This is a genomic window from Peribacillus sp. QJM3NY_7, assembly GCF_056173225.1.
Window position 1 is genome coordinate 4,362,365 of record NZ_CM149663.1, and the last position, 22,445, is coordinate 4,384,809.

Consider the following 22,445-nt stretch of genomic DNA (forward strand, 5'->3'; position numbering starts at 1 on the left):
AATGAATCGTCATTTTAAACTTGAATTTAACATGTAAAGCCAGTAACCAGTTGAGCAATAGCTTGGCTGGTTATTTTTATGATTATTGAAGGCCTGAAGCTTCGCTAGTCCCGCCTTTCATAAGAACTGCAACACCCACATCAACGTTTGATTCGTTTCGATGAGATGTGATTCATATTGTCTTGACTTAACTTTGTTTGTTAGATAATGTTTAGGATAAAACTTTTTGTAGGAGAAATTATCATGAAAAATTATAAAGCATGTCAGAGTTGTGGAATGCCGCTATCTAAAGATGAATTAGGTGGTGGAACTGAAAAAGATGGTAGGATAAGTACTAAATATTGCAGTCATTGTTATATAAATGGTGAATTCACTCAAAACATTACTGCGATAGAAATGCAAAAAGTTGTTCAAAATCATATGATGGAAAATATGAATATGCCTAAATTTATTGCTAAGTTTTTCACTAGAGGCATCCCAAAGTTAGAGCGATGGAATTAATCAACGAATAGAAAACGAATGAACTTCTTTATCCTTTTTCTATAGATTTGAAACAATACTGTTTATAAAAAAGGCTGTTTTCACATACTTTGTTGCTATTTACCAGGTAGTGGGTTGTGGTTGATTTCCTCTCAAGATGCTCGCTTTCCTTGGTGCGGGCGGTTTAGCCTCCTCGGCGTAAACGCCTGTGGGGTCTCACCTCTCCCGCTGCTCCCGCAGGAGTCTCGCACTTCCGCTCCAATCAACCTTAAATAGTTTCGTTTAAAAACAACAATCTTTACGAAAAGAGCCATAAAAAAATACGGAGAACATAGCGATAAAGACAAATCCCATATAAACGGATTTGCCTTTATGCTTCTTCCAACGAAAAATAAGAAAATGTTTTTGGGAATTTTCAATCTATTCCACTTGTGTTACTGGTTTATTATTTCATCATCTGCCTTGCTTCCATAAACAGCACTTGGATAAATTTTTTCATATTATTGCGGCTCTGACTGCTTACTTTTTTGCTTTTGTCTTCTAGCTCCAGCATTTTTTTTCGGACTTCCGAGAAATCAAAAAATGTGGATGAATAGGCCTCGAATTTTGGATTCATATAATCCGTCAATCCTAATGAAGCGATATGGATGAGTGCCTGGTTAAGAGCGCGACGGACACGCTGCTCGGAAGCTTTCATTTCTTTCTGGATTTCGGCTTCTTTCGCTTGATCTCCCAGCTTTTCAGCAGCAATCCCAGCAAAAATCTCCTTTAAATATGGAAACGAGTAGGCAGGACCGAGTCTTTGCTTTTCATTTTGGAGGAACCCTAAAATGTTTAATAAATCCTCGCTTCCCCCTTCGCCAATCATACCTAAATCAGAAATTAAGGACCGTCCGGCTTCCATGATATTTTTTGTATGAAAGGTTTTAGAAGACTTCGGGCGGTCCGTAAACACGTTCAACGACTTTTGAATGCCCTGGATTGATTGATCCACCAGTATTCGCTCGTTCACTTTGTTTAATATACATGAAATTTCAACTTGGTTCAGCGGTTTTGTAATGTAGTATTCCGCTCCTAATCTATACGCCTCACCAATCATTTCTTTCGTTTCCACTTGCGATATCATCACAAATCTTCCTTGAAATCCATCAGCAAGAGACCTGATTGTTTCAATTCCATCCCTTAATGGCATGAGCAAATCAATTAAGACAACGTCTGCTTTTTTTAAAAACAACAAGCCATTATTCACTAAAGCTCCGTCTTCTGCTTCTCCCACCACTTTGCCTAAATCTTCGTCTTCAATTATCTCTGTCAACATTCCTCGAATGGCAGGATCGTCATCTATAATGAAATAATTCATCTCGTTAGCCCTTTCTCCATAATAGCATCAATCGGAATTCCTACGATGAATACGGTTTCTTTATAGGTATCCATTAGCCTGATATGTCCTCCAAATTTTTCAACTGTTTGTTTCACATACGATAAGCCAATTCCCGTCGAAGGGTTTCCCGCCGCATCGAATTTCTTTGTATAACCTGCTGTAAAAATGATTTCCTTCTGCTTTGGCGCAATGCCGGGGCCATTATCACAGATGCAAAACTCCACGAATTGATCTTTCCTTTTCACATGCAGTGATACGTATCCTTCTTCTTCAATGGCTTCCACTGCATTGGACAATAAATTATTTATTAATGATAATACCATATATATATGATAGGGGGGATGGTCATCATCTATATGCAAGGTAAATGTAATAACTTTGCGAAGGGACTCTGCATATCGTCTATTAGACACGATCATGATGTTACCAAGGTCTTCGATCTTCATATATTCCTGCAGGTTTTTGGATGACATAAGTTTCGAAAGCCCCGCATAAATCCGCTGGTTATCTTTTTTGATCTCATGCACGAGACCGGCAATCTGCAACGCAGTTTGCGCATCGCTTCCATTAGTCCCCCTTGTTTTTATCCGACGGTAAAAGTCATAACAAGTTCGGGTGATTTCTTCCGCATTTTGCATCGTTTTCTTCAGTTGAACCGATTCCTCATACAAACTTGAAATGAAAAGCAGCATTTGTTCCTTTTGGATGCGTTGCTCCGCTTCTGCGGATTTCGCTTCTCTCAGCTTTAATATATTAAAAAAGCCGAGAACGAAAAAGCTTCGAATAAAGGCGATTAAAACAAGTTGGTCAATGGCTAACAAGGGTGTGCCCTGATTCGCCAGGATGGATCGGATCGTCATCTCCGATACACTTGCAAAAAGCTCGATCAATACCCCTAAAAGCCCGATCATAAACGGCTGATCGTGCCGTTCGTTCAATTTCGTTTTATGAAAGGCCAACGCGTAAATGAAGTAGTAGAAAAAGGCGGGAACATGAAGATAGATCGCATCCTCAACGGATATGTCCCGTATCCCGACAGCCAGTGAAAAACGCAAAAAAAACACACTCACTCCCGTCACTATGCCTGCAATAATCGGATGGATGCTCCTCCCCCATAGTAAAAACAAGAAGAAGACGGGGGTTCCCAAACTGACTCTGAATGTATCATCGAAGGGGTAAAACTTGAATTCGCCCGCAAGAGGCACCGCAATCATAATCAATAGCAATATCCTTATACTCTTTTTCAATACGGTCCCTCCCCAGTCACTATATTAAAAACATAACACATGAAAAGGTAAAAAAGTGAGAAGGGTTTTGACTGAAATTATTATTTTTTATGGCCCTTGTAAGTATCCGTAGGATTCAGTAGGTTCCAGTAGGATGATCATAAACTTGAAATAATCTAAAAATTGAAAGCGCTAACAACAGAGCGACTATCGAAGGAGGAATTCAAATGAAAAGGTTTGGCTTAGCTACTCAAATTTTTGTTGCACTTGTACTAGGTATCGTTGTCGGTGCTTTATTCCATGGTAATGAAACAGTCATGGCCATTTTGGTGCCTATCGGCGATATTTTCATTCATTTAATTAAAATGATCGTCATCCCGATCGTCATGGCTGCACTAGTCGTCTCCATAGCGGGAGTCGGCGATATAAAGAAACTGGGAAAATTAGGCGGGAAGACTCTTCTTTATTTTGAGATTGTCACCACAATTGCCATTGTAATTGGATTACTGGCGGCAAACTTGTTCCACCCAGGGTCTGGCTTAGATACAAGCAATCTTGAAAAAAGTGATATTTCAAAATATGAAGAAACGACAAATATCGCTGGCAGCAGTGGCTTTGGAGAAACAATTTCTCATATTGTTCCTTCAAATGTATTTGAATCAATGGCTCAAGCGGATTTATTACCGATTATCTTCTTTTCTGTTTTATTCGGCTTAGGTGTGGCTGCGATAGGCGAAAAAGGAAAGCCTATTCTTGGATTCTTTGAAGGTGTGTTGGAAGTAATGTTTTGGGTGACGAATCTAGTCATGAAATTTGCCCCCTTTGGTGTGTTTGCACTGATTGGTGTAACCGTTGCGAAATTCGGTATCGCAACATTAATTCCTTTAGGTAACCTTGTAATTGCTGTTTATGTGACGATGATATTCTTTGTATTCGCCATTCTTGGAATTATAGCGAAAATGTCAGGGACAAGCATTTTTGTTATCCTGAAAGTGTTAAAGGATGAATTGATTTTGGCCTTTACAACAGCAAGTTCAGAGTCGGTATTACCAAGGCTTATGGACAAAATGGAGAAGTTTGGCTGCCCGAAATCCATTACTTCCTTTGTTATTCCAACAGGCTATACGTTTAATCTAGACGGCTCATCGATTTATCAAGCACTTGCTTCACTTTTCGTGGCACAAATGTATGGTATAGATTTATCCATTACAGAACAGATCACTTTGTTACTCGTATTGATGTTAACGTCAAAAGGAATGGCTGGCGTTCCGGGTGCCTCATTTGTTGTTGTTTTAACAACACTTGGTTCTATGGGACTGCCGGTGGAAGGTGTTGCGTTCATTGCCGGTATCGACCGAATTTTGGATATGGGAAGATCAGCGGTTAATGTCATAGGGAACTCATTGGCGGCGATTGTCATGTCGAAATGGGAAGGGGAATTTGACCAGGATAAAGCAAACCATTACGTTGATTCAATTAAACAATCAGACGTAGCATAAACTTATAAAGGAGGAAACACGGTGTCAACAAATCATGACGATCGTATTAAGAAAGACTTCTAGGGATCAAAACAAGTACCAGTGCATGCAACTATGTATCCAAACATTGCGTGCAGTCTCCGATTATAAGTTATTCTTACGCGATGACAAACCCAGGTATTTCTTGTGCTGAACTGTTTGATAGATCGCAGTTTCCGATTTTGATGAAATGGCAGATGCGGTTGATGAATAACAAAAGTCTGGGGAATTGATATAAAAGCCCCCCTTTATGGGAGGGCTTTTCAAACTGTAGACAAACTCGATGAAAGTCGAGTTTGTCTATTTTTATGGCTTGTTGGACGTTGATTGGAACGTAGGGCACTCGCTTTCCGCGGGCGGTCGGGGAGCCTCCTCGGCTTTCGCCTGCGGGGTCTCCCCTAGACGCGCTTTTCTAAGCAGGAGTCTCGTACCTTCCGTTACAATCAACTTTGTCTTGCCTTTCAGATGGAACACTTTTGCCTGGATTCATTTTTGTTTTAAAATAGAAGTATTAAAACTTGAGGTGATGAGGATGCTTTCTAAACATGATTCTATACAGCGAGATCAACTTGAAATGATTACTTTAAATCAACTGGTGCCACCGAACCATTTGGTTCGTAAAATGGAGGCTGCCATTCATTTAAAGAAGATGGCCAATTGGACATGGCGAGGTCCAAAAATGGCCTAACATATTGGGCTCGTAAAGCCCCAATCTCTTAACTTTAGGCGAAAATTCAAAGGGAATTTCAAAAGGGGTTCAGAATTTTTTAATTCCGAACCCCTTTTGTCTACAAACTGCAAAACCCTCCCTTATAGGAGTGCTTTGCAGTTTTGCAGGATGAGTAATAATAATAATCCGAAACAAAAAAATGGATAGCCCCAATTAAGGCTATCCAGCTTAATTTATAAAAAATCACTTCACCTTTACGCCAGCTTTAATCAACGTGGGCGGAGTTTCGCCCTGTAATCCGGCGACAAGGTTTGTTGCGGCCAGCATCGCCATTTTCAGGCGGGTTTCATATGTTGCGGAACCGATATGAGGCAGAGTGACGACATTCTTCATGGAAAGCAGCGGGTTGTCTTCCTGGACGGGCTCCTGTACAAAGACATCCAGTCCTGCCGCGTGAATTTCTCCGGTCTTTAGCGCATCGATCAACGCTTCTTCATCCACTGTTTTCCCTCTTGAACAATTGATGAAGATGGCGGACTCTTTCATGAGCTTGAATTCTTTTTCCCCCATCATCTTTTCGGTTTGAGGAGTCAGCGGTGTCATCAAGCAGACAAAATCAGATTGCTTTAACAGATCTTCCAGAGAACAGTATGTAGCTCCATACTTTTGTTCCGCGTCTTCGTTTCTGGATCTATTGTGATATAAGATGTTCATATCGAACCCAAAACGGGCTCTTTTTGAAACGGCAGATCCGATTCCGCCCATTCCGATAATGCCTAACACTTTATGATGGACGTCCAACCCAAACGATTTTTCCCCGATATTCGATGTCCATTGCCCTGACTTTACCATTTGATCCAACTCAGGCATTCTTCTCGCTGTGGAGAGCATCAAACCCATGATCGTATCGGCGACTGTCTCATTCAATACCTCGGGAGTGTTCGTAGCCATGATTCCTCGATTGGACAACTCGGTTACATCCAAATTGTCGTAACCAACCGATGAATTACAGACGATTTTTAATTGCGGTGCTTGATCCAGTAAAGTTTTATCCACCTTTAATCCTGAACCTAATATACCTTGTGCGTTCTTCAGCTCCTGAAGAAATTCAGGATAGTTTTGTGAATCAAGACCCTCAAAATAAACGACATCACAAGTCTCTTGAATATAATCCAACACCTTTTGATCCACTTTCTTATAGACGATTACTTTCGGTTTCATCATTGATACCTCACTTCCAATAAAATAGGACCCCGTCGGGTTCAAATGCTGACATAACCTTTTTGTTTTGCGCCTCTATCTATAATCTACCATTATTTTAAAGAAAGGTAGTAGCTAATTGAACGGCGGACCAAATCGCTATAACGGAAGCTAACGTTAGAATAATATTTTCGAACCAATTGTTTTTATATTTTCCCATCAAGCTTTTTTTATTTGAAAGCACGAGCATGCCAATTGCGATTACCGGAAAGCCGATTATATTTATTGCATTTACGCCAATTGTCAATGCAATGAAACCAGGCATGCCGGGAATGGACCAAATAAGCGGAGTAACTAATACAAAAATCATAATCCATTTAAACATTGGATCTTTTTCATATTTACCATTGTACTTTTCGCGTCGGTTTTTATTTATTACGTAAAAGGCATCTACTATCAATCTTGGAAAACCAGTTGATTTCCCTACTATACTCGCGAACAATACGCCAAATACCCCAAGATAAAAAATGTACCAGCCAAATTGTCCTAACGACATTTGTAATGCCATTGCCAAGTCATCAATCGTTTCCACATGAATTCCATTCGGTTTTAAAATTTCTGCCCCAACCACCCAAATGGCTAAATTAATCACAATGCAAACTCCGATGGCAAACAGTAAGTCATTTCTTTGAACCTTGACATGACTCGGCTTCGTCCAGCCCTTTTCCTTCATGAAATATGGATGTACAAAGTTCGAAATCGATCCTGCCACTGCACCGATAATTGAAATCGCCACCAATAATGCTCCATGAACGCCAGTATCACTTGGAATGCTAAAACCAACTGTTCCTTTAATGATTTGCCCCACATCCGGTGTAGCTTGAATGGCCAGGAACAAGAAGGCAATGGTCAATAATGCCAAAAGCACTTTCATTACACTTTCAATTCTATTATAAATATTCCTGCCAATAAGCATAAACACTAATCCTACAACTACCATTGAAGCTAAGAATGGCTGATTGACATGGAAGAGTGTCGATAATACCTCTCCCGCTCCCTTAATCATGTAGGCATTAAACAGATGGCCCATGATCAATGCATAACCAAACATGAAATAACCGAAAAATGGGTGGATACGTCCATATCCTTCAAGAATGGTTAAACCCTCTGTGTTACAAAGCTGGAACCGGGCAATAACATTAACGATAAGAAAACGAAGAATTAATGACAGAGCTAAAATCCACATTAAACTATATCCATAATCTGCACCGGCAACAGAAGACGTCACCAGATCCCCGGCTCCAAGCCACGTTAACACGGCAAGAATTCCTGGACCATAGGCGGTTTTAAACTTCGTGAAGAAATTTATTTTCTTACTTTCGACCTCCGGAGCAATCACAGTGGATTCAGCAAGATTTGATTGGTTTTTCAAGTTTATTCACTCCATTCCAAAGAGTATGTATTCGCTTTCATTTTTTCTAAAGCAATAATACTTAGATAACTCTAGACATTCAGATATTGAAATTATGACAGAACTTTACGTCATTTCCGGAATTGACATAAAGTTAACGCGCAGTATGTTGTCATGCTTCATGTTGAAGTGAATTAGCCCTTAAAAGGTTCTCCTTCCATTTAATTGAATCTTTCGACTATTTACATTGAAATTGTAAGACAAATTAAAATGTAAGTCAATCATAATATTTTGAAGTTTTTTTAAAAGGCAAAAAAAGACCCTTCGTACTTGTTGATCATTCAAGAGAAATTGGCGTTGCTGCAAATTGAGGAAAACAGGATAAATAAAGGATACGTACAGCGTGCGAATAGATTACTGCCATCAGCGGATAATATAAGCGAAGGAGTGAAATATATGCCACAAGATAATAACAATGCCGGGAACCTTGATGCACGTAGAGACCCTACTAATAATGATAGTTTGAACCCCGGATTTCAAAGTGAAGAACGTCCTATGCCTAATGGTAGTATCCCAACAACAGAGGGTGTCGCAAATGTTAAAGAACGTTTCCCTTCAGACCATGAAAGACTTATGAGCAGAATCAATCTTGGGGATGCACTTATAAATCGGGAAAATACACATTTTGGACGGTTTGAAAGATAAAAAAGATGTCTTATTGAATTAAATGGGGTTAGTGGATGATCCACCACGAGGAAAAAGCTAAAGACCTGTATAGGCTTTAGCTTTTTATTAATTTTTCATATTTTTTTCCCCACTCTCCCATACTAGCCAGTATCGGAATAAAGCTTTTCCCTATAGGTGTTAACGAGTATTCTACCTTTGGGGGGACTTCTTTATATACTTCTCTGTGAACCATTTGGTCTTCTTCCAATTCTCTCAACTGACGTGTCAGTATTCCTTTTGAAATACCTGGTAACAGCCTTTGAAGTTCATTAAATCTTCTTGTATTTGTGCTTAAATGCCATAAAATGATGATTTTCCATTTCCCTGCAATTATGTCTTGAGTTTGTGTAACTGGACAAACCTCTATTTGTTCCTCTGGAGGTTCACCGAACCTGCTTCGCGCCACCGTACATTCCTCTCTTTCTCAATGGTACCATTTTTGTGACTATGTTATAAAAAAATGACTACTTTCAAAAAAATGTCTAACACTATAATATTAGGTTACCCTTAATAATCAAATAAAAATTACTAGGAGGAGATTCGAAATGAGGCACTTAGTTGTTTATGCACATCCATACTCTGAAAGCTTAAATCACTCTATTTTGGAAACAACAGTCAATGCATTAGAGAAAAACGGTCACGAAGTTGTTGTGCGTGATTTATATGCACTTGATTTTCAACCTGTACTGAAACCGGAAGATACAGCAGCCATGAAAGCAGGAAAAACTCCTGATGATATTAAAACGGAACAAGAATTTATTTCTGAAGCAGAAGTTATAACATTTATTTACCCTATTTGGTGGACGGGTCTTCCAGCAATTCTTAAAGGGTATGTAGACCGAGTATTCTCATTTGGGTTTGCATATTCTGCTGGAGAAGAAGGTGTAATCAAGCTATTAAAAGGTAAAAAGGGGCTTATCATCAATACACACGGAACTCCTAACGAGGTTTACGATGCGGTGGGTATGACAGCTGGTTTGAAAGTTACCTCTGACATTGGAATTTTTGATTTTACTGGAATTGAACCTGTGGATCATTTACTATTCGGAAGTATTGGATACCTTGATGAAGAAGCATATAAAGGAATGTTAAAGAAAGTTGAAGATACAATTAAATCCCATTTCTCATAAACATATACTAATGTTGAAAAAGACTGCTCAATCTTAATAAAAAGAGACCTTCTTTTAAAAGGTCTCTTTGAATAATCCTTACTTTTCACAAGCGATCAAGTCTTTGTCACGATCGCTTTTTTTATTGGCATCATATAGCGCCTTTGAAACGTGAGGCTTGTATTTCGTTTTTCCTCCTTTATTTTTAACGGAAGATGTACGGGCTATGCCTCCTTTGTAGTCTTTATTCAATGCTGTACAGTTTTTATAAGTCTTCACCTTTGTTTTGGCACTGGCAACGTCATTTGCGCCAAACGAGAGACCTAAAACTAGTCCAAAAGATAGTAAAATAGCAAATATTCGTTTCAAAACACGTACTTACTTCCCTAAATATTAACTTTTTACTAATCACAATGTATCATTCCATTTTTACAATAACTATTTTTCTGGATTTAAATAATACCCGCTCTCAATTAATCCACTCCTAAGAAAAGACCGCCAATTCAGCGGTCCCATAGATTATATTATTCCTTTCCTTTCACCCTGTAATGGACCTCCCCAGGTTCTTTGCAAAAGGTGATTCCGCTTCCCGGTTCGTAATAAAAGGTCTTTTTACCCAATGAGCGTTCATGGAAGGTCGTATGCAGATAGGCTGCTTGATCCCTTTTGAAGGCGAGCTGATTTTTGCTTAAGTTTACTGGTAAGCAATGGCCGTAGTTTGTGTGGACCAGTGTTTCCTTTTCGTTCATTTCCTCTAAGTCACGAATGTGGATGTAGGAGAACCAGACTCCTCCTCTTTTCCGGAATGAGCGGGAGGAGAACCAGACCATCCCCAGTTGGGCGTTTATGCAGACGGGCAGTCTGTATTTACCGCCCAGTACGGATTTGGCTGCTGCTAGTCCGCCATCCAGATCCAATCCAAAGTGGTTTAACGTGTTATTCAGGATTTCCTGGCGCGGTTGCCTAACATGGAAAGTGCTGTCTCCCTCCACTACCGTAGTCATCTCGACACCATTGGCGTCGTATCGCTCCATCATTCCTACCGTTTCCATATTCAATAAATAGTTTTTTCGTATCATCATTCCATTCACTCCCCATTTCACTATTCCTTTTTATGGAGTATACTGGACATAGAGGCAGGTATACTCCTGCTCGCAAGCCCTTAGGTGATTGTCTGACCGGACGTCCTCACCTAGGGGTTTTTCACTTTTTCATTATCACATTTCCCCTCACCTCCTCAACAGCTATACAGCCAGCGTACTAGCTCTTCGATATTGTTTTTATCTTTGCTTAGGTGAAATAATGGCGGCCGCCCTTTGTATGTTCCATTAAACTCTTTCCAAATGGGATTATCAGGGCTCCAGTCCACCTCTTTCAATTTTGACATTCTCGTGGCAATCAGCTGTTGTCTTTGTTCGATTGGCTGGTTTTCCATTTTGTCATTGACATAAAGGGCAACGGCAATGAAAAGCGGGTAACTGGCAAGCATGCATTTTGTGTAATCACCCATCTGTCCTGCCGGGTATATGTCGAATAGTTCATTAAGATAGAGATGGATGAGTGTGATGTATTCACTGTTCGAAAGCGGACTTTGTGATACTTTCTCTTCGATGTTTACGTGTGCCTTCCCAGTCATGAAGATGCCGATGACCTGCCTCAATTGCGATAGGGATAATAGGTTTTTATTGGCTGGACGATTGATGGAACGCTTTTCAAGTTCGACACCGGCTGTTTTTAGCGATTGATGGGTATGGAGCACCTGATTGGTAATGACGTTGAGGTTGTTTCGCGAGTCGAATGATATCCGTTTGGAAAGGGCCACTTTCTTGCCTTTTAGATTGAGATCCAGGTAGAGCTGGGATTCTTCCGCTCTTGTTAGCCCTTCAAATACTTGGATCGCAATCGAGCTGTCCTTCATGAGTGAATCCAGTTCGTATGCTAGTTTCACCTTTTCTTCACCTTTCTTTAACGCTTTAAGGATACTGTCCTCCAATTGCGCGAAAGCCGCTATTCGTTGTGTTCCGTCGATGATCGAAAGTTCGATAGGATCTCCATTAGGGGCTGCTCCTTCCCTGCTGCTGGCAACAAGTGGCGGCAGGTAGATATTTTTCGTTAACGCATTGTCCAAAAGATAGTTTTTGATCGACCGGACCCGCAGCTGGTTGATTTCCCTCGTGGCGATCTGACCATTGCGATACATATGGACCAGCTCGATTATGGAGCAGGAAACCATCGTCCTTCTTTTCCGGTCCAATTCACCTAGAATCATGCAGCCATCCTCCTTCTTGTTCTATTTTTCGTTTGAACGCGAGAGCCGTTTTCTGGATGGCATTTGTTGTCGAATGGTTTTTGACTCTTTTTTTCAAGGGGTCGTAAATGTGTGAATAAAGGGTATCATCATGCTTCCAAGTACAGGCTTTCTTCAAATGCAGCATATGATTTATTGCTTCTTCATAGGGGATTTCATGATGTTTTCGGAGTTGGTGGATCGTTTGGGCAAGGGCTATTTGAATGCCGGAATACCCTGATGTGAATGTAGTCCGGTCTGTCATCTTCTTCGGAAAGATTTCCAGCCATGACTCGAAAAACGCGGTCGCGGTGTTGATGATTTCGGCTTTGGTCATATCACCATAATTGGCTTTACCCGTTTTCGCGGTGACGTTTCCTTCAAATAAAGCAATAAGGCAGCGCCTCATAATCGTCAGCGTAGTCAGCGCCGTACATCTCACGGTAATCCTCGAAAGGGTGGCCTCTATCTCCATCTTACTTTCTAATATCCTGGCAATGTTCCGTGTTAGCTCTGCATATTCATCGCGCTGGTCATACTTCATCACCAAGCCGTTATGCGGCTCTTTTCGCTTCGTATTAATATCATTGAATAGCTGTCTTTCTTCATGCGTTTCCAGATTTAAATAGATTTGAATCGTGACCGGATAGGTTTTCAACTTATCAATTTGGTTTTGGAGCTTTGCCGCTTCGGGAAAGTTTCCGATTTCTTCTTCCGTTTCCTTCCGTGCCCTTAGGTGACTGATGGCTGAAATGAGGGCATAGGTCCTATGCTGCCCGTCAAGTATGTATATTTTACTTCCTGGTGGCAGTTCCCCGCCCACGGGCACTTCTTGGATCGCTCCCCTGCTCGAGAAGATGAATGGGGAAAAGTAAAAGTCCCCTTCCGATACAGAATCGATGATGAACTCCCTGATTTCAGTCCTTCGATTGAGATCAAGCTTTCTTTGAACCGCCTCATCGACTTCGAATATCGCCTCCAATGTCGAGAATTGAATCTGCGAGATTAATATTCTTTTCCCGAATTGGGTAAGGCTGTTTCCGGCTATCGTCACTTTCATTTCTTGATATGTCATTCACTTCACCTCTCTGCGACCATTATCCTATTTTATGCTTTTTTTGTAAAACCGCTCTTGTATGACCTCTTTCAAAATTAGTTCCCTTTTGTGACTGCTTTACCTGTTTGATTGGCTAACTCTTTACAAAATCTCATCAAAGAGCTATAATATCTAATTTCCGTTTCAAATTTGCTACTGCGGATCGCTATTTTGTGTCCATTTTGAGAACAAACAGCCAAAATCCAGATAAAAGTGAAACGAAATGACATTTTTGTGAAGTTTTACGACTCGTCAAAAAAAGTCTATCTGAATGATAGACTTTTTTGACGTGGTTATTCTGCTAGCTTTATTTCAATTGCTAAATTCCGTAAATAATCCAATAAGGGCCGGACTTCCTCTGGAGCTGTTGTGTCTGTGAATGAGAAAGACTGCTTCTTCTTTTCAACGGCTATATCCAGCTGGTACGAAAACGAGTCGAACCCTTGCGTTTTTACCATTTTACTTTGGGCAGCATTATGAAGGTCAGCATGTTTCATTAAGTTCTGCAATTCCTCATACTTCTCTTTCGGCAATTCGTCCGTATCTATTTCGAAATTCAAGTCGAGGTTGGCAAATCCCCCTATGCAGCTAAATTTGATATGCATGGTAGATGAAACCTCCTATTCATGGAATATTTCTACTCAGGCAGTCCAACCGCTTTAAAAGCATTTTCAATTGTCTTGATGGCTGTTTTCGTAACATCGCCGCTATCAACAAGTTTTTGCGCTGCCTTGATGACGATTTGCACGAATTGATTGAAATTCGCCGTCGCAAATAAATTCTGCATCGCATTGAACCAAATCAAGGCCGCTTTGTCCGTTCCAATTTCCATCGATACTAGGTAAAAGGCCTTGTTTGGTATGCCGCTATTGATATGGACACCATGATTATCGCGTTCTCCCTTATAGAAGTTCTTCATATGATCAGGCTGAATATCCTTACCCATTAACTTATTGTCAAATGCCGTACCTGGTGCCTTCATCGAACGGAGTGCCTGCCCTTTCAGTGTCGGTCCCATTATATCAGCACCGATCAGCCAATCGGCATCTCCTGCAGTTTGCTTTAAGTGAAATTGTTTTATGGCAACTCCAAACACATCTGAAAGATGTTCGTTCAATGCCCCGGACTGACCTTCATACTCCAATCCACTTGTGAACTGCGTAACCCCATGTGTCAATTCATGTCCAATTACATCGAGTGAATTGGCAAAATTGCTAAAGATGACCCCATCACCGTCTCCAAATACCATTTCATCTCCGTCCCAATAAGCATTCGTGAATTTATTGCCATAATGAACGTTCAGAATGAGATCAAGCCCTTGGTTATCAATTGAATTACGGTGCAAAACATCCTTGAAATAATCACGCACAACTCCGCTATAATCATATGCAGCGTTAACAATGGGATCTGCACTTGATCGGTCTCCTTCTTTCCTAGCCTCATTCTCCCGGAGTTTCGTTCCTCCCTTGCAATCGTAAACATGACGGGCAGATTCACCTTGACGTTCAGATCCTGCATCCGTCAGTGCGACAACACCGTCAATATCGTATTCTTTCAATATTCTGCGCCTGCGCATTTGACGGCTTTTCGCTAAACTGATCCGTGCTTCTTCCACTTCATTTTGTGCCATGTTCTCTAAGATATAGTTAGGTACGATGAAACACTGACACTTCAATTTGGAACAGCCTTTTTTATGCATATGCTTCACTCCTTCATGTTTTTTTACGATCTATTATCATTTCGTTTTTCAAACCGTTCTTCATGCTCAATAGCTGTTTATCTGATCCATTCACATTTGCTGCTCATCCTATCTTCAACACATTTCTATAGACTACTTTCGCCGCAACTACCTCATTTCCCTCCATTCCTTCCTCTGATCCGTTCAATCCTTTTTTCCGGCAACTGGTAACTCATCATGCAATATCAGGCAGAGGATGTAAGAGTTCACCTTTCTTTATTAAATTATTCTGCTTATGCTGCATATACTGCTTTAAACAAGGAATCTTCCTCGGAACATAAACGACCATTAAGGTAGGGCATAGCATTGGTAACTTCACAGGGAACTGCTTCGGTTAGCTTTCCATTCCCATCTGTATGGGGTATCCACTCTTCAATAGCTGGCAGAACGATTATTTGGGGCACATTTTCCATTCATTCCATTATAGATAATAGGGTGGTTGGTACGGTTAATTTTCGCGGCAGACCCATTCCGATTAATGGATTTTGGAATGAAAACACCAAACAAATCGCATTTGATTCACCTTATGCCACATTCTCTGGCAACTTAACCATAATTGATGATCAACAGAGCAGAATTCGGCATTTCATTCTTCAAGGACGTTTTCTTATGAAGCCTCCCTCTCTGCAAGCAGGTGAGTCTGGATCGTGGATTGCCACTACAGATATAGCTCAGAATCAATTTCCTGTTAGCGGTAATGCGTATACCGGGCAATTGCCTCCTGTAGGAGCTTTTTTAACATCGAATTTCCTTCATCAGCATTTTTTGGGAAGAACAATATAGGGTCATCCTTTTTTTGTAGAAAGGGTGTTTAAGATAGGGAATCGTCTCTGGATTAGGGGCGATTCTTTTACTTAGATGCGCTGAAGTGAACGTAGGCAAGGAGGCATACAAGTGATTCCATTGATTCAGGTTCGCAGCACGTTGCTTCCCTGCGTTCAGTTGAACGCATTGCTTCCCCGTTTTGGTACCGTTTTGCCTATATATGAGATGGTTATTTTGGCTGATAACTTATGGATCCGTTAACTTAAAATGAGTACAGATGGAATATAGATTGACAGCATTTTCCCTGTACTTCATACTATTGTATTAATAGAAGTGACAGAATATTTAGTTAATTAGGAGGATGAAGCTATGAAATTAGCAGATTTTCTAGAAGAAAAGGGTTTTAAAGTGGCTCATGTATTGATATTGGAGGATAAATGGGGGGATGACATGTGACTAAGCACAGAATCCTTTTAAGCATTCCCATTTTGCTATATGGAATGTACATATTTGTGGTCATTCAAAATGATAAAGATGTTCCACTTTATTTGCATCTCCTATTCGCAATCTACTTGATGTTTTTTGTACATTATGAAGATAACACAGAAGGAAAGCATGACGGATTTTGAGAATTTCGATGCTAAGCAATGCGTGTGGAAGATGTTTGGACTTCAACTGAATGTATCGAGCTGCCCGCAGGCTGAGTCCGTTGTAATCCCTAGGTTGTTAACACGTGAGCCAGTTTAGCATGACCACCCCAATATTTATTACAAAATCATTAATAAAGCCTAAAAAAGCCTCAACTCCTTAAAGGAATTGAGGCTTTCACTATTTATCAGCTTTATTTTGGTTCCAATTAGATGATACGAGTTGTAACGATGCCTTCGATTTGTTTGATTTGATCTTCCAAGGCAGGAATGATATCGCTGTTTACTTCACCATCAATGTCGATGATCGTATATGCATATCCCCCACGGCTTCTGTTAACCATGTCAGCGATATTCAAATTAAAGCTTGATACAGCCAGCGTGATTTGCCCAACCATGTTCGGAACGTTTTCGTGGAAAGTTGCCACACGACGGTTTCCTGTAAAAGGAAGGGAAGTATTCGGGAAATTCACAGAGTTCTTGATGTTCCCTGTTTCTAAAAAGTTCTTCAACTGACGAGCTGCCATGATGGCACAGTTTTCCTCTGATTCTAGCGTAGAGGCACCAAGATGCGGAATTGGAACGACATTTTTCATTTTCAACACGTTTTCATTCGGGAAATCAGTAATGAACTTGCCTACTTTTCCGCTTTCAAGTGCAGCTTGCATATCATTTTCATTCACTAGCTCACCGCGTGAGAAATTCAAGATATGTACGCCCGGCTTCATGATGCTGAATGTTTCTTGGTTAAACATTCCTTTTGTGTCGTCAGTTAACGGAACGTGTACTGTAATATAATCAGATTCTGCAAACAATTCTTCAATTGTCATGGCGCGCTGTACATTGCGGGATAGGTTCCAAGCTGTATCAACAGAGATGAACGGGTCAAAGCCAATGACATCCATGTCCAAATCAAGCGCGTCATTCGCTACAAGTGCACCGATTGCTCCTAAACCGATTACGCCAAGAGTTTTTCCCTTGATTTCTTTACCAACGAATTGTTTCTTTCCTGCTTCGACAAGCTTCGGAATTTGTTCCCCTTCACCTTCAAGCGTCTTTGTCCAAGCTACACCGGCAAAAAGGTTACGAGATGAAGCCATCAATGTCGTCAGCACCATTTCTTTTACAGCGTTTGCGTTAGCCCCAGGTGTATTGAAAACGACAATTCCTTGATCAGTGCATTTGTCGACCGGAATATTATTGACTCCAGCCCCTGCCCTTGCGATTGCTTTTAACTGATCGCCGAATTCCATAGTATGCATATTAAAGCTGCGAAGAACGATCGCATCAGGGTTTTCACTGTCATTGTCGACTTTAAAATCGCCTTTATTGAAAACATTCAGCCCGCTTTCGGCAATATTATTTAACGCTTTGATCGTTTTGACTTTTTCTAAAAGTATTGTGCTCATTTTGTTTGCTCCTCTTTTGATTATGATGTTTTTGAAATTTCAAAATATTGACTTTAAACCTTTACTATCTGTTAATATACAGAAAGAGGCAAGGGATAAAATCCCTTACCTCTGCCCAGGCGAACGGCTACGACACTATGTGTTCCCTCACGGTTATCCGTGTTTCGCCAGTTGCACATAGTCTTTTTCATTTATTTTATTCTATCAAACTATTCAGCAATCTTCAATACCATTTTAAAGGTTTATCTCTTTTTTTGCAGAAGCAATAACTCACTAGAAATATCGACGAAACTTGCAGTTTTATCTCCGAAAATGGGAATATATCGTCGAAAACTATCTTTTTATTATAACTCTAAATAGTAATAAGACTAAAAACAGGAAGGAAATGATCATGAACGGAACGGTCGTTGTAAACAGGGTGACCCATCCGCTTACCTCTATGTATGGTGTAAACTCCATTTTTTCTATATCATGTTCCTCTGCAGCATTATTCATTCTATCTAGCGAAGTTTCACTATTTGGGACAGACGCGACAAAGTATTGATCCTTTTCATACCCTGCCAGCCGACCGCTTATTTCAATCACACTTTTTCGCTGCTCCACCTCTATATATGTCACTTTTCTATCCGCTAAATTTGTAAAAAATTCATCGTCAGTTAATTTCTCAGTCGGTTCTTCGTCATTATTAAAAACCAGCACACCCCCCAAGCTAATCAAGAAGCTTTTTAAATAAAATATTTTACTACGGAAAATCTGTTTCATCTCATTCCTTCTCCCACATTAAGCAAACTATAGGAAATAGTAACACACAAAGTTAATTATTGGAATATCCTGGGCCAATTAGTTGCTAATTGGATAATAGTAGTAAAAAATAAGAAGTATAGCAAACTTAAAAAAGGAGGAACCACTATGCTAATAAGAGAGGCGACATTGGCTGATGCGGAAGGGATAGCGAAAGTCCATGTGGATTGCTGGCGGACCACTTATAAAGATATAATGCCGAGTGATTTTTTAGATAAACTTTCTTATGAGAAAAGAAAAGACATATGGATAAAGAATATAACTAGTAATGGAAATCATGTTTATGTCGCAGAAAATAACGAAGGAAAAATAGTAGGATTTATATGCGGAGGGAAAAGGGAGACGAATCAAATTGAGGATTCGGGCGATTTAACTGCGATATATATCCTCGAAAATTCACAAAGAATGGGAATAGGTAAGAAACTCATCAAAGAATTATTCTTTAAATTCGAAGAACTGGGATTCAAGACAATTTTCGTAGAGGTGCTTGAAGATAATAAATCTCGATACTTCTATGAGGCATTTGGTGCTGAATTGCTTAAAACCGAAAAAATCAAAATAGCTGGTGCTGAATTGAATCTATTGGTTTATGAGTGGAAAGACATTAGCCCCGTATTGTTATGAATGAAATTCAGCTAAGATTGCTAAAAAAGGCACAGTCCTTCGTGAAGGATTGTGCCTTGCTTTTTATTCTTGATTAAATCCGCTTTCGTCCATGTAAAATACTTCCCAAGAATGCCCGTCGATATCCAGAAAACTCCAACCGTACATGAAACCATGATCAATGGCTTCATTGAAAGGCTTTCCGCCAACATCCAGTGCCCTATTCACGATCTCATCGACTTCTTCCTTGCTTTTAACGGACAGGGCGACGATGGTTTCCTTACTCGCAGCAGAATCAGGGATTTCCTTCTTGGTAAACGTTTTAAAGTATTCTTCCACTAACAACATGACATATATGGACTCACTTATAACCATGCATGTCGCATTTTCATTGGTCATTTGCTCGTTAAACTCAAAACCGACCTTTGTGAAAAATTCTACTGAGGCATCCAAATCTTTAACAGGCAAGTTTACAAAAATCTTTTCTGCTTGAACTCCCATCCAATTCACCCTCGCTTGATTTTATTTGTTCACTCACCTACTATTCGCTGCAATTTTCGATTTTCCTGCTTGCAGCCTAAAAGGAGAAATCATCATGGAATTTTTCTTTCACTTCAGATAAACACTCATGATCTCCGTATCGTTAATAGTTGCTTGGGTATTATTTGTTTTTTCCAGTTTTTCAACCAGCTCGCCATTCGTGACAACGATCGGAGTAACGATGCTTGGAGCGTTGGATTTTAGAAAATCGATATCAAATGTCACAAGCTTGTCTCCTGCTTTCACCCTTTGCCCTTCTGCGACATGGACTTCAAATCCCTCGCCTTTAAGGTTAACTGTTTCCAATCCAATATGAATCAACAATTCTATACCATTCTTCGTACGGAGGCCTAGAGCATGTTTAGTATGAAAAACCTGGATCACTTCTGCATCGATTGGAGATACGACCAACCCTTCCTCAGGAAGAATCGCTATTCCGTCCCCCATCATTTTCCCGGAAAACACCGGATCCGGAACATCTTCTATTTTTATTACTTGTCCGTTTATAGGAGCAAGCAGTTGTTCCACGCTTTCTTTTTTACTGAATAATTTTTTGAACATATTATTTCCACCTTTCTCTTTCGGTCCTTAAATCCTTGCAGCTCATACTCTCATATATTAAGCATTTTGTGAATTCTGATAATAATCGATATTATTTTTTCTTTTGAGATTTGCCTTCTGCTTTTTTCCTTTTGTTCGCTTCCACTCTAAATATAACCATCTCGGTTATTAATTCATAAGGAATTGGCTTGTTCAGTGGAAACTGAATGGCCCCTTTTGAACATTTATATTCAGATAAGGCAGATTCAAACGCAGAGATCGCGCTTGGAGTTGGATAGAATCCTATATGTTTTTTATAGGCAGCGAAATGTACCAGATTTCCATATAAAACAAAGGTAGGCATTTGATAGCTTATCTTCTCTTCTGCATCCGGTGCTGCATCCTTTATGACTTTTCTTAACGTTTTTAATATCTCCTGAACTTCCTCGGGAAATTGTATGATATATTCATCAATTGAATGAAATGTATTGGTTCCCACCATCATTTCTCCTTTCAGAACTCCAAACTGCAATACTCTTATTATAACATTCCTCACCTGCTAACCCCTTGATTGAATCCCTTTTGTATTTCGCTAACCTATATTTTTTAAAAACTCTTCCATTCTATTCATTACACCTTCCAGCACGATGATCGTCCTTGAAGTATCGAAAGGTTCAATATCCAAGGAATGATTTGCATGAGGGATTTTATTCATGCTTATGTTCGGTTTATTTTCAATCGCTTGAATTTTATCTGGAATAAAATGATGATCTTTTTCACCAATAACTATATGTGCTGAATGATTGCAGCTCAATAACCCATCAAAAATCGAATCGAACTTCAATAGCGGCGTCAGCAAAATCATTTTGGCATTCGTAAACCGCTCACTTTTCATGATTCCGTTGATGATGGGGATGGTGCCAAGTGATTTGCCAAGAAACACAGTTCCTTGATATTCATGATTTTGAAGCACTTCCGTAATGACGGGATTGATATCATTAACGATCACTTTTGTGATATCCACCAATGGATGCTTGAATATATCCTGGTCGTAGGCGTAATGAATATGCACGACATCATACTGATTTTGAAGCATGATCATCGTCGAATAATAGAATAGCGGCTTCTCATACGTGTACCCTGCACCTGAAAACATAAAACAAACGGCCGGACTTCCGGTTTCAATATGTGTGTATGTAATTTCTTTTTCATTACTATTTATTTTTCTTTGGTTAACCTCCATGATAGATTCCTCCCATTCCATCGTTTGCTTTATATATTCATTAGCTACTCGCTGCATTCCTCCTTAATCGATACTATCTAGATAGAACCCAAGAATAAGGTTTCGTTTTTCATCAGGAATAGGTATACTTTAGCTATCAACCTATTTTATGGAAATTATTTGATGACCGATCAATCCATGCCTTAAAGGAGAGTGTGTAATGAAAATCAAAATGTTATGTTTCATTCTTGTCCTGCTAGTCACTGGTTCCATGGGCACGATTCATGCAAGTGCTAACGATCAAAAGGTGAAAGAACTGGATATCGGGGATTCCTTCGATGGTGCGGAAGGCACGATGGTACTCCAAAACTTAAAAAATGATAAGGTATTTATCTATAATAAACAGAGAAGTAAAGTACGCTACACACCAGAATCGACATTCAAAGTGGCGAATGCATTAATCGGTTTACAGACAAAAGCGGTGAGCGATGAATATGAAGTGAAGCGCTGGGATGGCGTAATCAGGGAATTTGAAGATTGGAACAGAGATCATACGCTTGCTTCAGCCATGAGGCATTCCGTGATTTGGTATTATCAAGCAATGGCCCGCGATATCGGGGCGGAAAACATGCAGCAGTATGTGAACCTGCTCGATTACGGCAATCGTGATATCTCCGGCGGGATCGATCATTTCTGGCTGGACAGCAGCATAAAGATTTCTGCCCGGGAACAAGTCCAATTCATGGAAAAGCTTGTAGAGGAAAAGCTGCCTATCGATAAGCAGCATATGAAAACCGTAAAGAGAATCATGATCAATGAAGAAGCGGACTCATATGTCCTCCATGGAAAAACCGGTACACGCCTTTCTGATATGGGATTGGGCTGGTATGTGGGGTACATCGAAACGGACAAAGGGGAATGGGCCTTCGCAACGAACATGGACGGCAGCGGAAGCAAAGCCAAAACGATTACGCTTGAAGCCCTGAAAGAGTTGGATATCATAGAAGAATAAACGTTCACGCATGCTCTTAATTAGGGCATGCGTTTTGCTTTGTCTAAAAAGATCGCTGAACCTAT

26 protein-coding genes and 1 riboswitch are annotated in these 22,445 nt (G+C 40.1%); of the genes, 9 read left to right on the forward strand and 17 right to left on the reverse strand.

The genetic code is table 11. The features are described from left to right. The first annotated feature begins 243 nt into the window (after positions 1-243). Positions 244-501 carry a zinc ribbon domain-containing protein gene (locus AC0VX1_RS20900; RefSeq protein ID WP_057276990.1) on the forward strand — a complete coding sequence of 86 codons (258 nt, stop codon included), beginning with the start codon at positions 244-246 and terminating at the stop codon, positions 499-501. A gap of 424 nt (positions 502-925) precedes the next feature. Here AC0VX1_RS20900 and AC0VX1_RS20905 read toward each other — a convergent pair whose 3' ends face one another. Continuing rightward, positions 926-1,840, reverse strand: coding sequence for a response regulator (locus tag AC0VX1_RS20905; RefSeq protein WP_063590197.1), 915 nt, complete (start codon positions 1,838-1,840; stop codon positions 926-928). Then, on the reverse strand, positions 1,837-3,108 hold the full coding sequence (locus AC0VX1_RS20910) for an ATP-binding protein (protein ID WP_475468739.1): 1,272 nt from the start codon (positions 3,106-3,108) through the stop codon (positions 1,837-1,839). Before AC0VX1_RS20910 ends, AC0VX1_RS20905 begins: the two co-directional genes overlap by 4 nt. A 206-nt stretch (positions 3,109-3,314) precedes the next feature. Here AC0VX1_RS20910 and AC0VX1_RS20915 point away from each other — a divergent pair, with 206 nt between their 5' ends. Continuing rightward, complete coding sequence (locus AC0VX1_RS20915) at positions 3,315-4,586, forward strand: cation:dicarboxylate symporter family transporter (protein ID WP_475468740.1); 1,272 nt, start codon at positions 3,315-3,317, stop codon at positions 4,584-4,586. A gap of 550 nt (positions 4,587-5,136) precedes the next feature. Then, positions 5,137-5,292, forward strand: a complete 156-nt coding sequence (locus tag AC0VX1_RS20920) for a hypothetical protein (protein ID WP_475468742.1) — start codon at positions 5,137-5,139, stop codon at positions 5,290-5,292. Between the two features lie 225 nt (positions 5,293-5,517). Here the strand turns inward: AC0VX1_RS20920 and AC0VX1_RS20925 are convergent, their stop codons facing one another. After that, positions 5,518-6,495 carry a 2-hydroxyacid dehydrogenase gene (locus AC0VX1_RS20925; RefSeq protein WP_336059197.1) on the reverse strand — a complete coding sequence of 326 codons (978 nt, stop codon included), beginning with the start codon at positions 6,493-6,495 and terminating at the stop codon, positions 5,518-5,520. Positions 6,496-6,592: 97 nt separating this feature from the next. Then, positions 6,593-7,906: an Nramp family divalent metal transporter gene (locus AC0VX1_RS20930; RefSeq protein WP_413023991.1), complete on the reverse strand. Its 1,314-nt coding sequence runs from the start codon at positions 7,904-7,906 to the stop codon at positions 6,593-6,595. Between the two features lie 435 nt (positions 7,907-8,341). Here AC0VX1_RS20930 and AC0VX1_RS20935 point away from each other — a divergent pair, with 435 nt between their 5' ends. After that, a complete protein-coding gene (locus AC0VX1_RS20935; RefSeq protein ID WP_475468744.1) occupies positions 8,342-8,590 on the forward strand; it encodes a hypothetical protein in 249 nt (82 codons plus the stop codon). A 76-nt stretch (positions 8,591-8,666) separates the two neighbouring features. On the opposite strand, the gene AC0VX1_RS20940 is transcribed toward AC0VX1_RS20935, so the two are convergent. Then, the gene (locus AC0VX1_RS20940; RefSeq protein WP_053536197.1) at positions 8,667-9,017 is read right to left on the reverse strand and encodes a winged helix-turn-helix transcriptional regulator; all 351 of its coding nucleotides are present in this window, start codon (positions 9,015-9,017) and stop codon (positions 8,667-8,669) included. 139 nt (positions 9,018-9,156) lie between these two features. Here AC0VX1_RS20940 and AC0VX1_RS20945 point away from each other — a divergent pair, with 139 nt between their 5' ends. Then, complete coding sequence (locus AC0VX1_RS20945; protein WP_053536198.1) at positions 9,157-9,741, forward strand: NAD(P)H-dependent oxidoreductase; 585 nt, start codon at positions 9,157-9,159, stop codon at positions 9,739-9,741. A gap of 78 nt (positions 9,742-9,819) precedes the next feature. Here AC0VX1_RS20945 and AC0VX1_RS20950 read toward each other — a convergent pair whose 3' ends face one another. The 6 genes from AC0VX1_RS20950 to AC0VX1_RS20975 form a co-directional block, all read right to left on the reverse strand. After that, a complete protein-coding gene (locus AC0VX1_RS20950; RefSeq protein ID WP_475468747.1) occupies positions 9,820-10,089 on the reverse strand; it encodes an excalibur calcium-binding domain-containing protein in 270 nt (89 codons plus the stop codon). A gap of 155 nt (positions 10,090-10,244) precedes the next feature. Next, positions 10,245-10,802 (reverse strand): competence protein ComK, encoded by a 558-nt coding sequence (locus AC0VX1_RS20955; protein WP_034304100.1) that lies wholly within the window; start codon positions 10,800-10,802, stop codon positions 10,245-10,247. Positions 10,803-10,957: 155 nt separating this feature from the next. Then, complete coding sequence (locus AC0VX1_RS20960; protein WP_369315338.1) at positions 10,958-11,989, reverse strand: DNA sulfur modification protein DndB; 1,032 nt, start codon at positions 11,987-11,989, stop codon at positions 10,958-10,960. Further along, complete coding sequence (locus tag AC0VX1_RS20965) at positions 11,976-13,082, reverse strand: DNA sulfur modification protein DndB (protein WP_145504433.1); 1,107 nt, start codon at positions 13,080-13,082, stop codon at positions 11,976-11,978. Before AC0VX1_RS20965 ends, AC0VX1_RS20960 begins: the two co-directional genes overlap by 14 nt. A 314-nt stretch (positions 13,083-13,396) precedes the next feature. Continuing rightward, the gene (locus AC0VX1_RS20970) at positions 13,397-13,708 is read right to left on the reverse strand and encodes a protealysin inhibitor emfourin (RefSeq protein ID WP_063575250.1); all 312 of its coding nucleotides are present in this window, start codon (positions 13,706-13,708) and stop codon (positions 13,397-13,399) included. A 32-nt stretch (positions 13,709-13,740) separates the two neighbouring features. After that, entirely contained in the window at positions 13,741-14,802 is a 1,062-nt protein-coding gene (locus AC0VX1_RS20975; RefSeq protein WP_241635300.1) for a M4 family metallopeptidase, read from the reverse strand. Between the two features lie 345 nt (positions 14,803-15,147). On the opposite strand from AC0VX1_RS20975, the gene AC0VX1_RS20980 reads away from it, so the two are divergent. Both AC0VX1_RS20980 and AC0VX1_RS20985 read left to right on the forward strand, forming a co-directional pair. After that, entirely contained in the window at positions 15,148-15,624 is a 477-nt protein-coding gene (locus AC0VX1_RS20980) for a hypothetical protein (protein ID WP_475468750.1), read from the forward strand. Positions 15,625-16,058: 434 nt separating this feature from the next. After that, positions 16,059-16,235 carry a hypothetical protein gene (locus AC0VX1_RS20985; RefSeq protein ID WP_156500252.1) on the forward strand — a complete coding sequence of 59 codons (177 nt, stop codon included), beginning with the start codon at positions 16,059-16,061 and terminating at the stop codon, positions 16,233-16,235. 227 nt (positions 16,236-16,462) lie between these two features. Here AC0VX1_RS20985 and AC0VX1_RS20990 read toward each other — a convergent pair whose 3' ends face one another. Together AC0VX1_RS20990 and AC0VX1_RS20995 are read right to left on the reverse strand one after the other, a co-directional pair. After that, entirely contained in the window at positions 16,463-17,662 is a 1,200-nt protein-coding gene (locus AC0VX1_RS20990; protein ID WP_475468753.1) for a phosphoglycerate dehydrogenase, read from the reverse strand. Between the two features lie 106 nt (positions 17,663-17,768). Continuing rightward, positions 17,769-17,847: riboswitch (ZMP/ZTP riboswitch) on the reverse strand. 148 nt (positions 17,848-17,995) lie between these two features. After that, positions 17,996-18,424, reverse strand: coding sequence for a hypothetical protein (locus AC0VX1_RS20995; protein WP_475468755.1), 429 nt, complete (start codon positions 18,422-18,424; stop codon positions 17,996-17,998). 147 nt (positions 18,425-18,571) lie between these two features. Here AC0VX1_RS20995 and AC0VX1_RS21000 point away from each other — a divergent pair, with 147 nt between their 5' ends. Continuing rightward, positions 18,572-19,087 (forward strand): GNAT family N-acetyltransferase, encoded by a 516-nt coding sequence (locus AC0VX1_RS21000; RefSeq protein ID WP_413009186.1) that lies wholly within the window; start codon positions 18,572-18,574, stop codon positions 19,085-19,087. A gap of 63 nt (positions 19,088-19,150) precedes the next feature. On the opposite strand, the gene AC0VX1_RS21005 is transcribed toward AC0VX1_RS21000, so the two are convergent. The 4 genes from AC0VX1_RS21005 to AC0VX1_RS21020 form a co-directional block, all read right to left on the reverse strand. Further along, entirely contained in the window at positions 19,151-19,567 is a 417-nt protein-coding gene (locus tag AC0VX1_RS21005) for a VOC family protein (RefSeq protein WP_413009185.1), read from the reverse strand. A 108-nt stretch (positions 19,568-19,675) separates the two neighbouring features. After that, complete coding sequence (locus tag AC0VX1_RS21010; protein ID WP_048687174.1) at positions 19,676-20,167, reverse strand: PTS sugar transporter subunit IIA; 492 nt, start codon at positions 20,165-20,167, stop codon at positions 19,676-19,678. Between the two features lie 91 nt (positions 20,168-20,258). Continuing rightward, positions 20,259-20,651 (reverse strand): iron chaperone, encoded by a 393-nt coding sequence (locus AC0VX1_RS21015; RefSeq protein ID WP_328110703.1) that lies wholly within the window; start codon positions 20,649-20,651, stop codon positions 20,259-20,261. An 87-nt stretch (positions 20,652-20,738) separates the two neighbouring features. Further along, positions 20,739-21,389 carry an alpha/beta hydrolase gene (locus AC0VX1_RS21020; RefSeq protein ID WP_475468758.1) on the reverse strand — a complete coding sequence of 217 codons (651 nt, stop codon included), beginning with the start codon at positions 21,387-21,389 and terminating at the stop codon, positions 20,739-20,741. A 199-nt stretch (positions 21,390-21,588) separates the two neighbouring features. Here AC0VX1_RS21020 and blaOXA point away from each other — a divergent pair, with 199 nt between their 5' ends. Continuing rightward, complete coding sequence (blaOXA, locus tag AC0VX1_RS21025; protein WP_475468760.1) at positions 21,589-22,380, forward strand: class D beta-lactamase; 792 nt, start codon at positions 21,589-21,591, stop codon at positions 22,378-22,380. Positions 22,381-22,445: the final 65 nt, after the last annotated feature.

Bases quoted from the DNA above. Each gene is read 5' to 3' on its own strand.
- AC0VX1_RS20970 (WP_063575250.1), bottom strand. From the start codon at position 13,708: ATGCATATCAAATTTAGCTGCATAGGGGGATTTGCCAACCTCGACTTG.
- AC0VX1_RS20960 (WP_369315338.1), bottom strand. From the start codon at position 11,989: ATGATTCTAGGTGAATTGGACCGGAAAAGAAGGACGATGGTTTCCTGC.
- AC0VX1_RS21005 (WP_413009185.1), bottom strand. From the start codon at position 19,567: ATGGGAGTTCAAGCAGAAAAGATTTTTGTAAACTTGCCTGTTAAAGAT.
- AC0VX1_RS20920 (WP_475468742.1), top strand. From the start codon at position 5,137: ATGCTTTCTAAACATGATTCTATACAGCGAGATCAACTTGAAATGATT.
- AC0VX1_RS20900 (WP_057276990.1), top strand. From the start codon at position 244: ATGAAAAATTATAAAGCATGTCAGAGTTGTGGAATGCCGCTATCTAAA.
- AC0VX1_RS20935 (WP_475468744.1), top strand. From the start codon at position 8,342: ATGCCACAAGATAATAACAATGCCGGGAACCTTGATGCACGTAGAGAC.
- AC0VX1_RS20915 (WP_475468740.1), top strand. From the start codon at position 3,315: ATGAAAAGGTTTGGCTTAGCTACTCAAATTTTTGTTGCACTTGTACTA.
- AC0VX1_RS20925 (WP_336059197.1), bottom strand. From the start codon at position 6,495: ATGAAACCGAAAGTAATCGTCTATAAGAAAGTGGATCAAAAGGTGTTG.
- AC0VX1_RS21010 (WP_048687174.1), bottom strand. From the start codon at position 20,167: ATGTTCAAAAAATTATTCAGTAAAAAAGAAAGCGTGGAACAACTGCTT.
- AC0VX1_RS20965 (WP_145504433.1), bottom strand. From the start codon at position 13,082: ATGACATATCAAGAAATGAAAGTGACGATAGCCGGAAACAGCCTTACC.
- AC0VX1_RS21000 (WP_413009186.1), top strand. From the start codon at position 18,572: ATGCTAATAAGAGAGGCGACATTGGCTGATGCGGAAGGGATAGCGAAA.
- AC0VX1_RS20990 (WP_475468753.1), bottom strand. From the start codon at position 17,662: ATGAGCACAATACTTTTAGAAAAAGTCAAAACGATCAAAGCGTTAAAT.
- blaOXA (WP_475468760.1), top strand. From the start codon at position 21,589: ATGAAAATCAAAATGTTATGTTTCATTCTTGTCCTGCTAGTCACTGGT.
- AC0VX1_RS21020 (WP_475468758.1), bottom strand. From the start codon at position 21,389: ATGGAGGTTAACCAAAGAAAAATAAATAGTAATGAAAAAGAAATTACA.
- AC0VX1_RS20975 (WP_241635300.1), bottom strand. From the start codon at position 14,802: ATGCATAAAAAAGGCTGTTCCAAATTGAAGTGTCAGTGTTTCATCGTA.
- AC0VX1_RS20945 (WP_053536198.1), top strand. From the start codon at position 9,157: ATGAGGCACTTAGTTGTTTATGCACATCCATACTCTGAAAGCTTAAAT.
- AC0VX1_RS20905 (WP_063590197.1), bottom strand. From the start codon at position 1,840: ATGAATTATTTCATTATAGATGACGATCCTGCCATTCGAGGAATGTTG.
- AC0VX1_RS21015 (WP_328110703.1), bottom strand. From the start codon at position 20,651: ATGATGGTGGGAACCAATACATTTCATTCAATTGATGAATATATCATA.
- AC0VX1_RS20995 (WP_475468755.1), bottom strand. From the start codon at position 18,424: ATGAAACAGATTTTCCGTAGTAAAATATTTTATTTAAAAAGCTTCTTG.
- AC0VX1_RS20955 (WP_034304100.1), bottom strand. From the start codon at position 10,802: ATGATGATACGAAAAAACTATTTATTGAATATGGAAACGGTAGGAATG.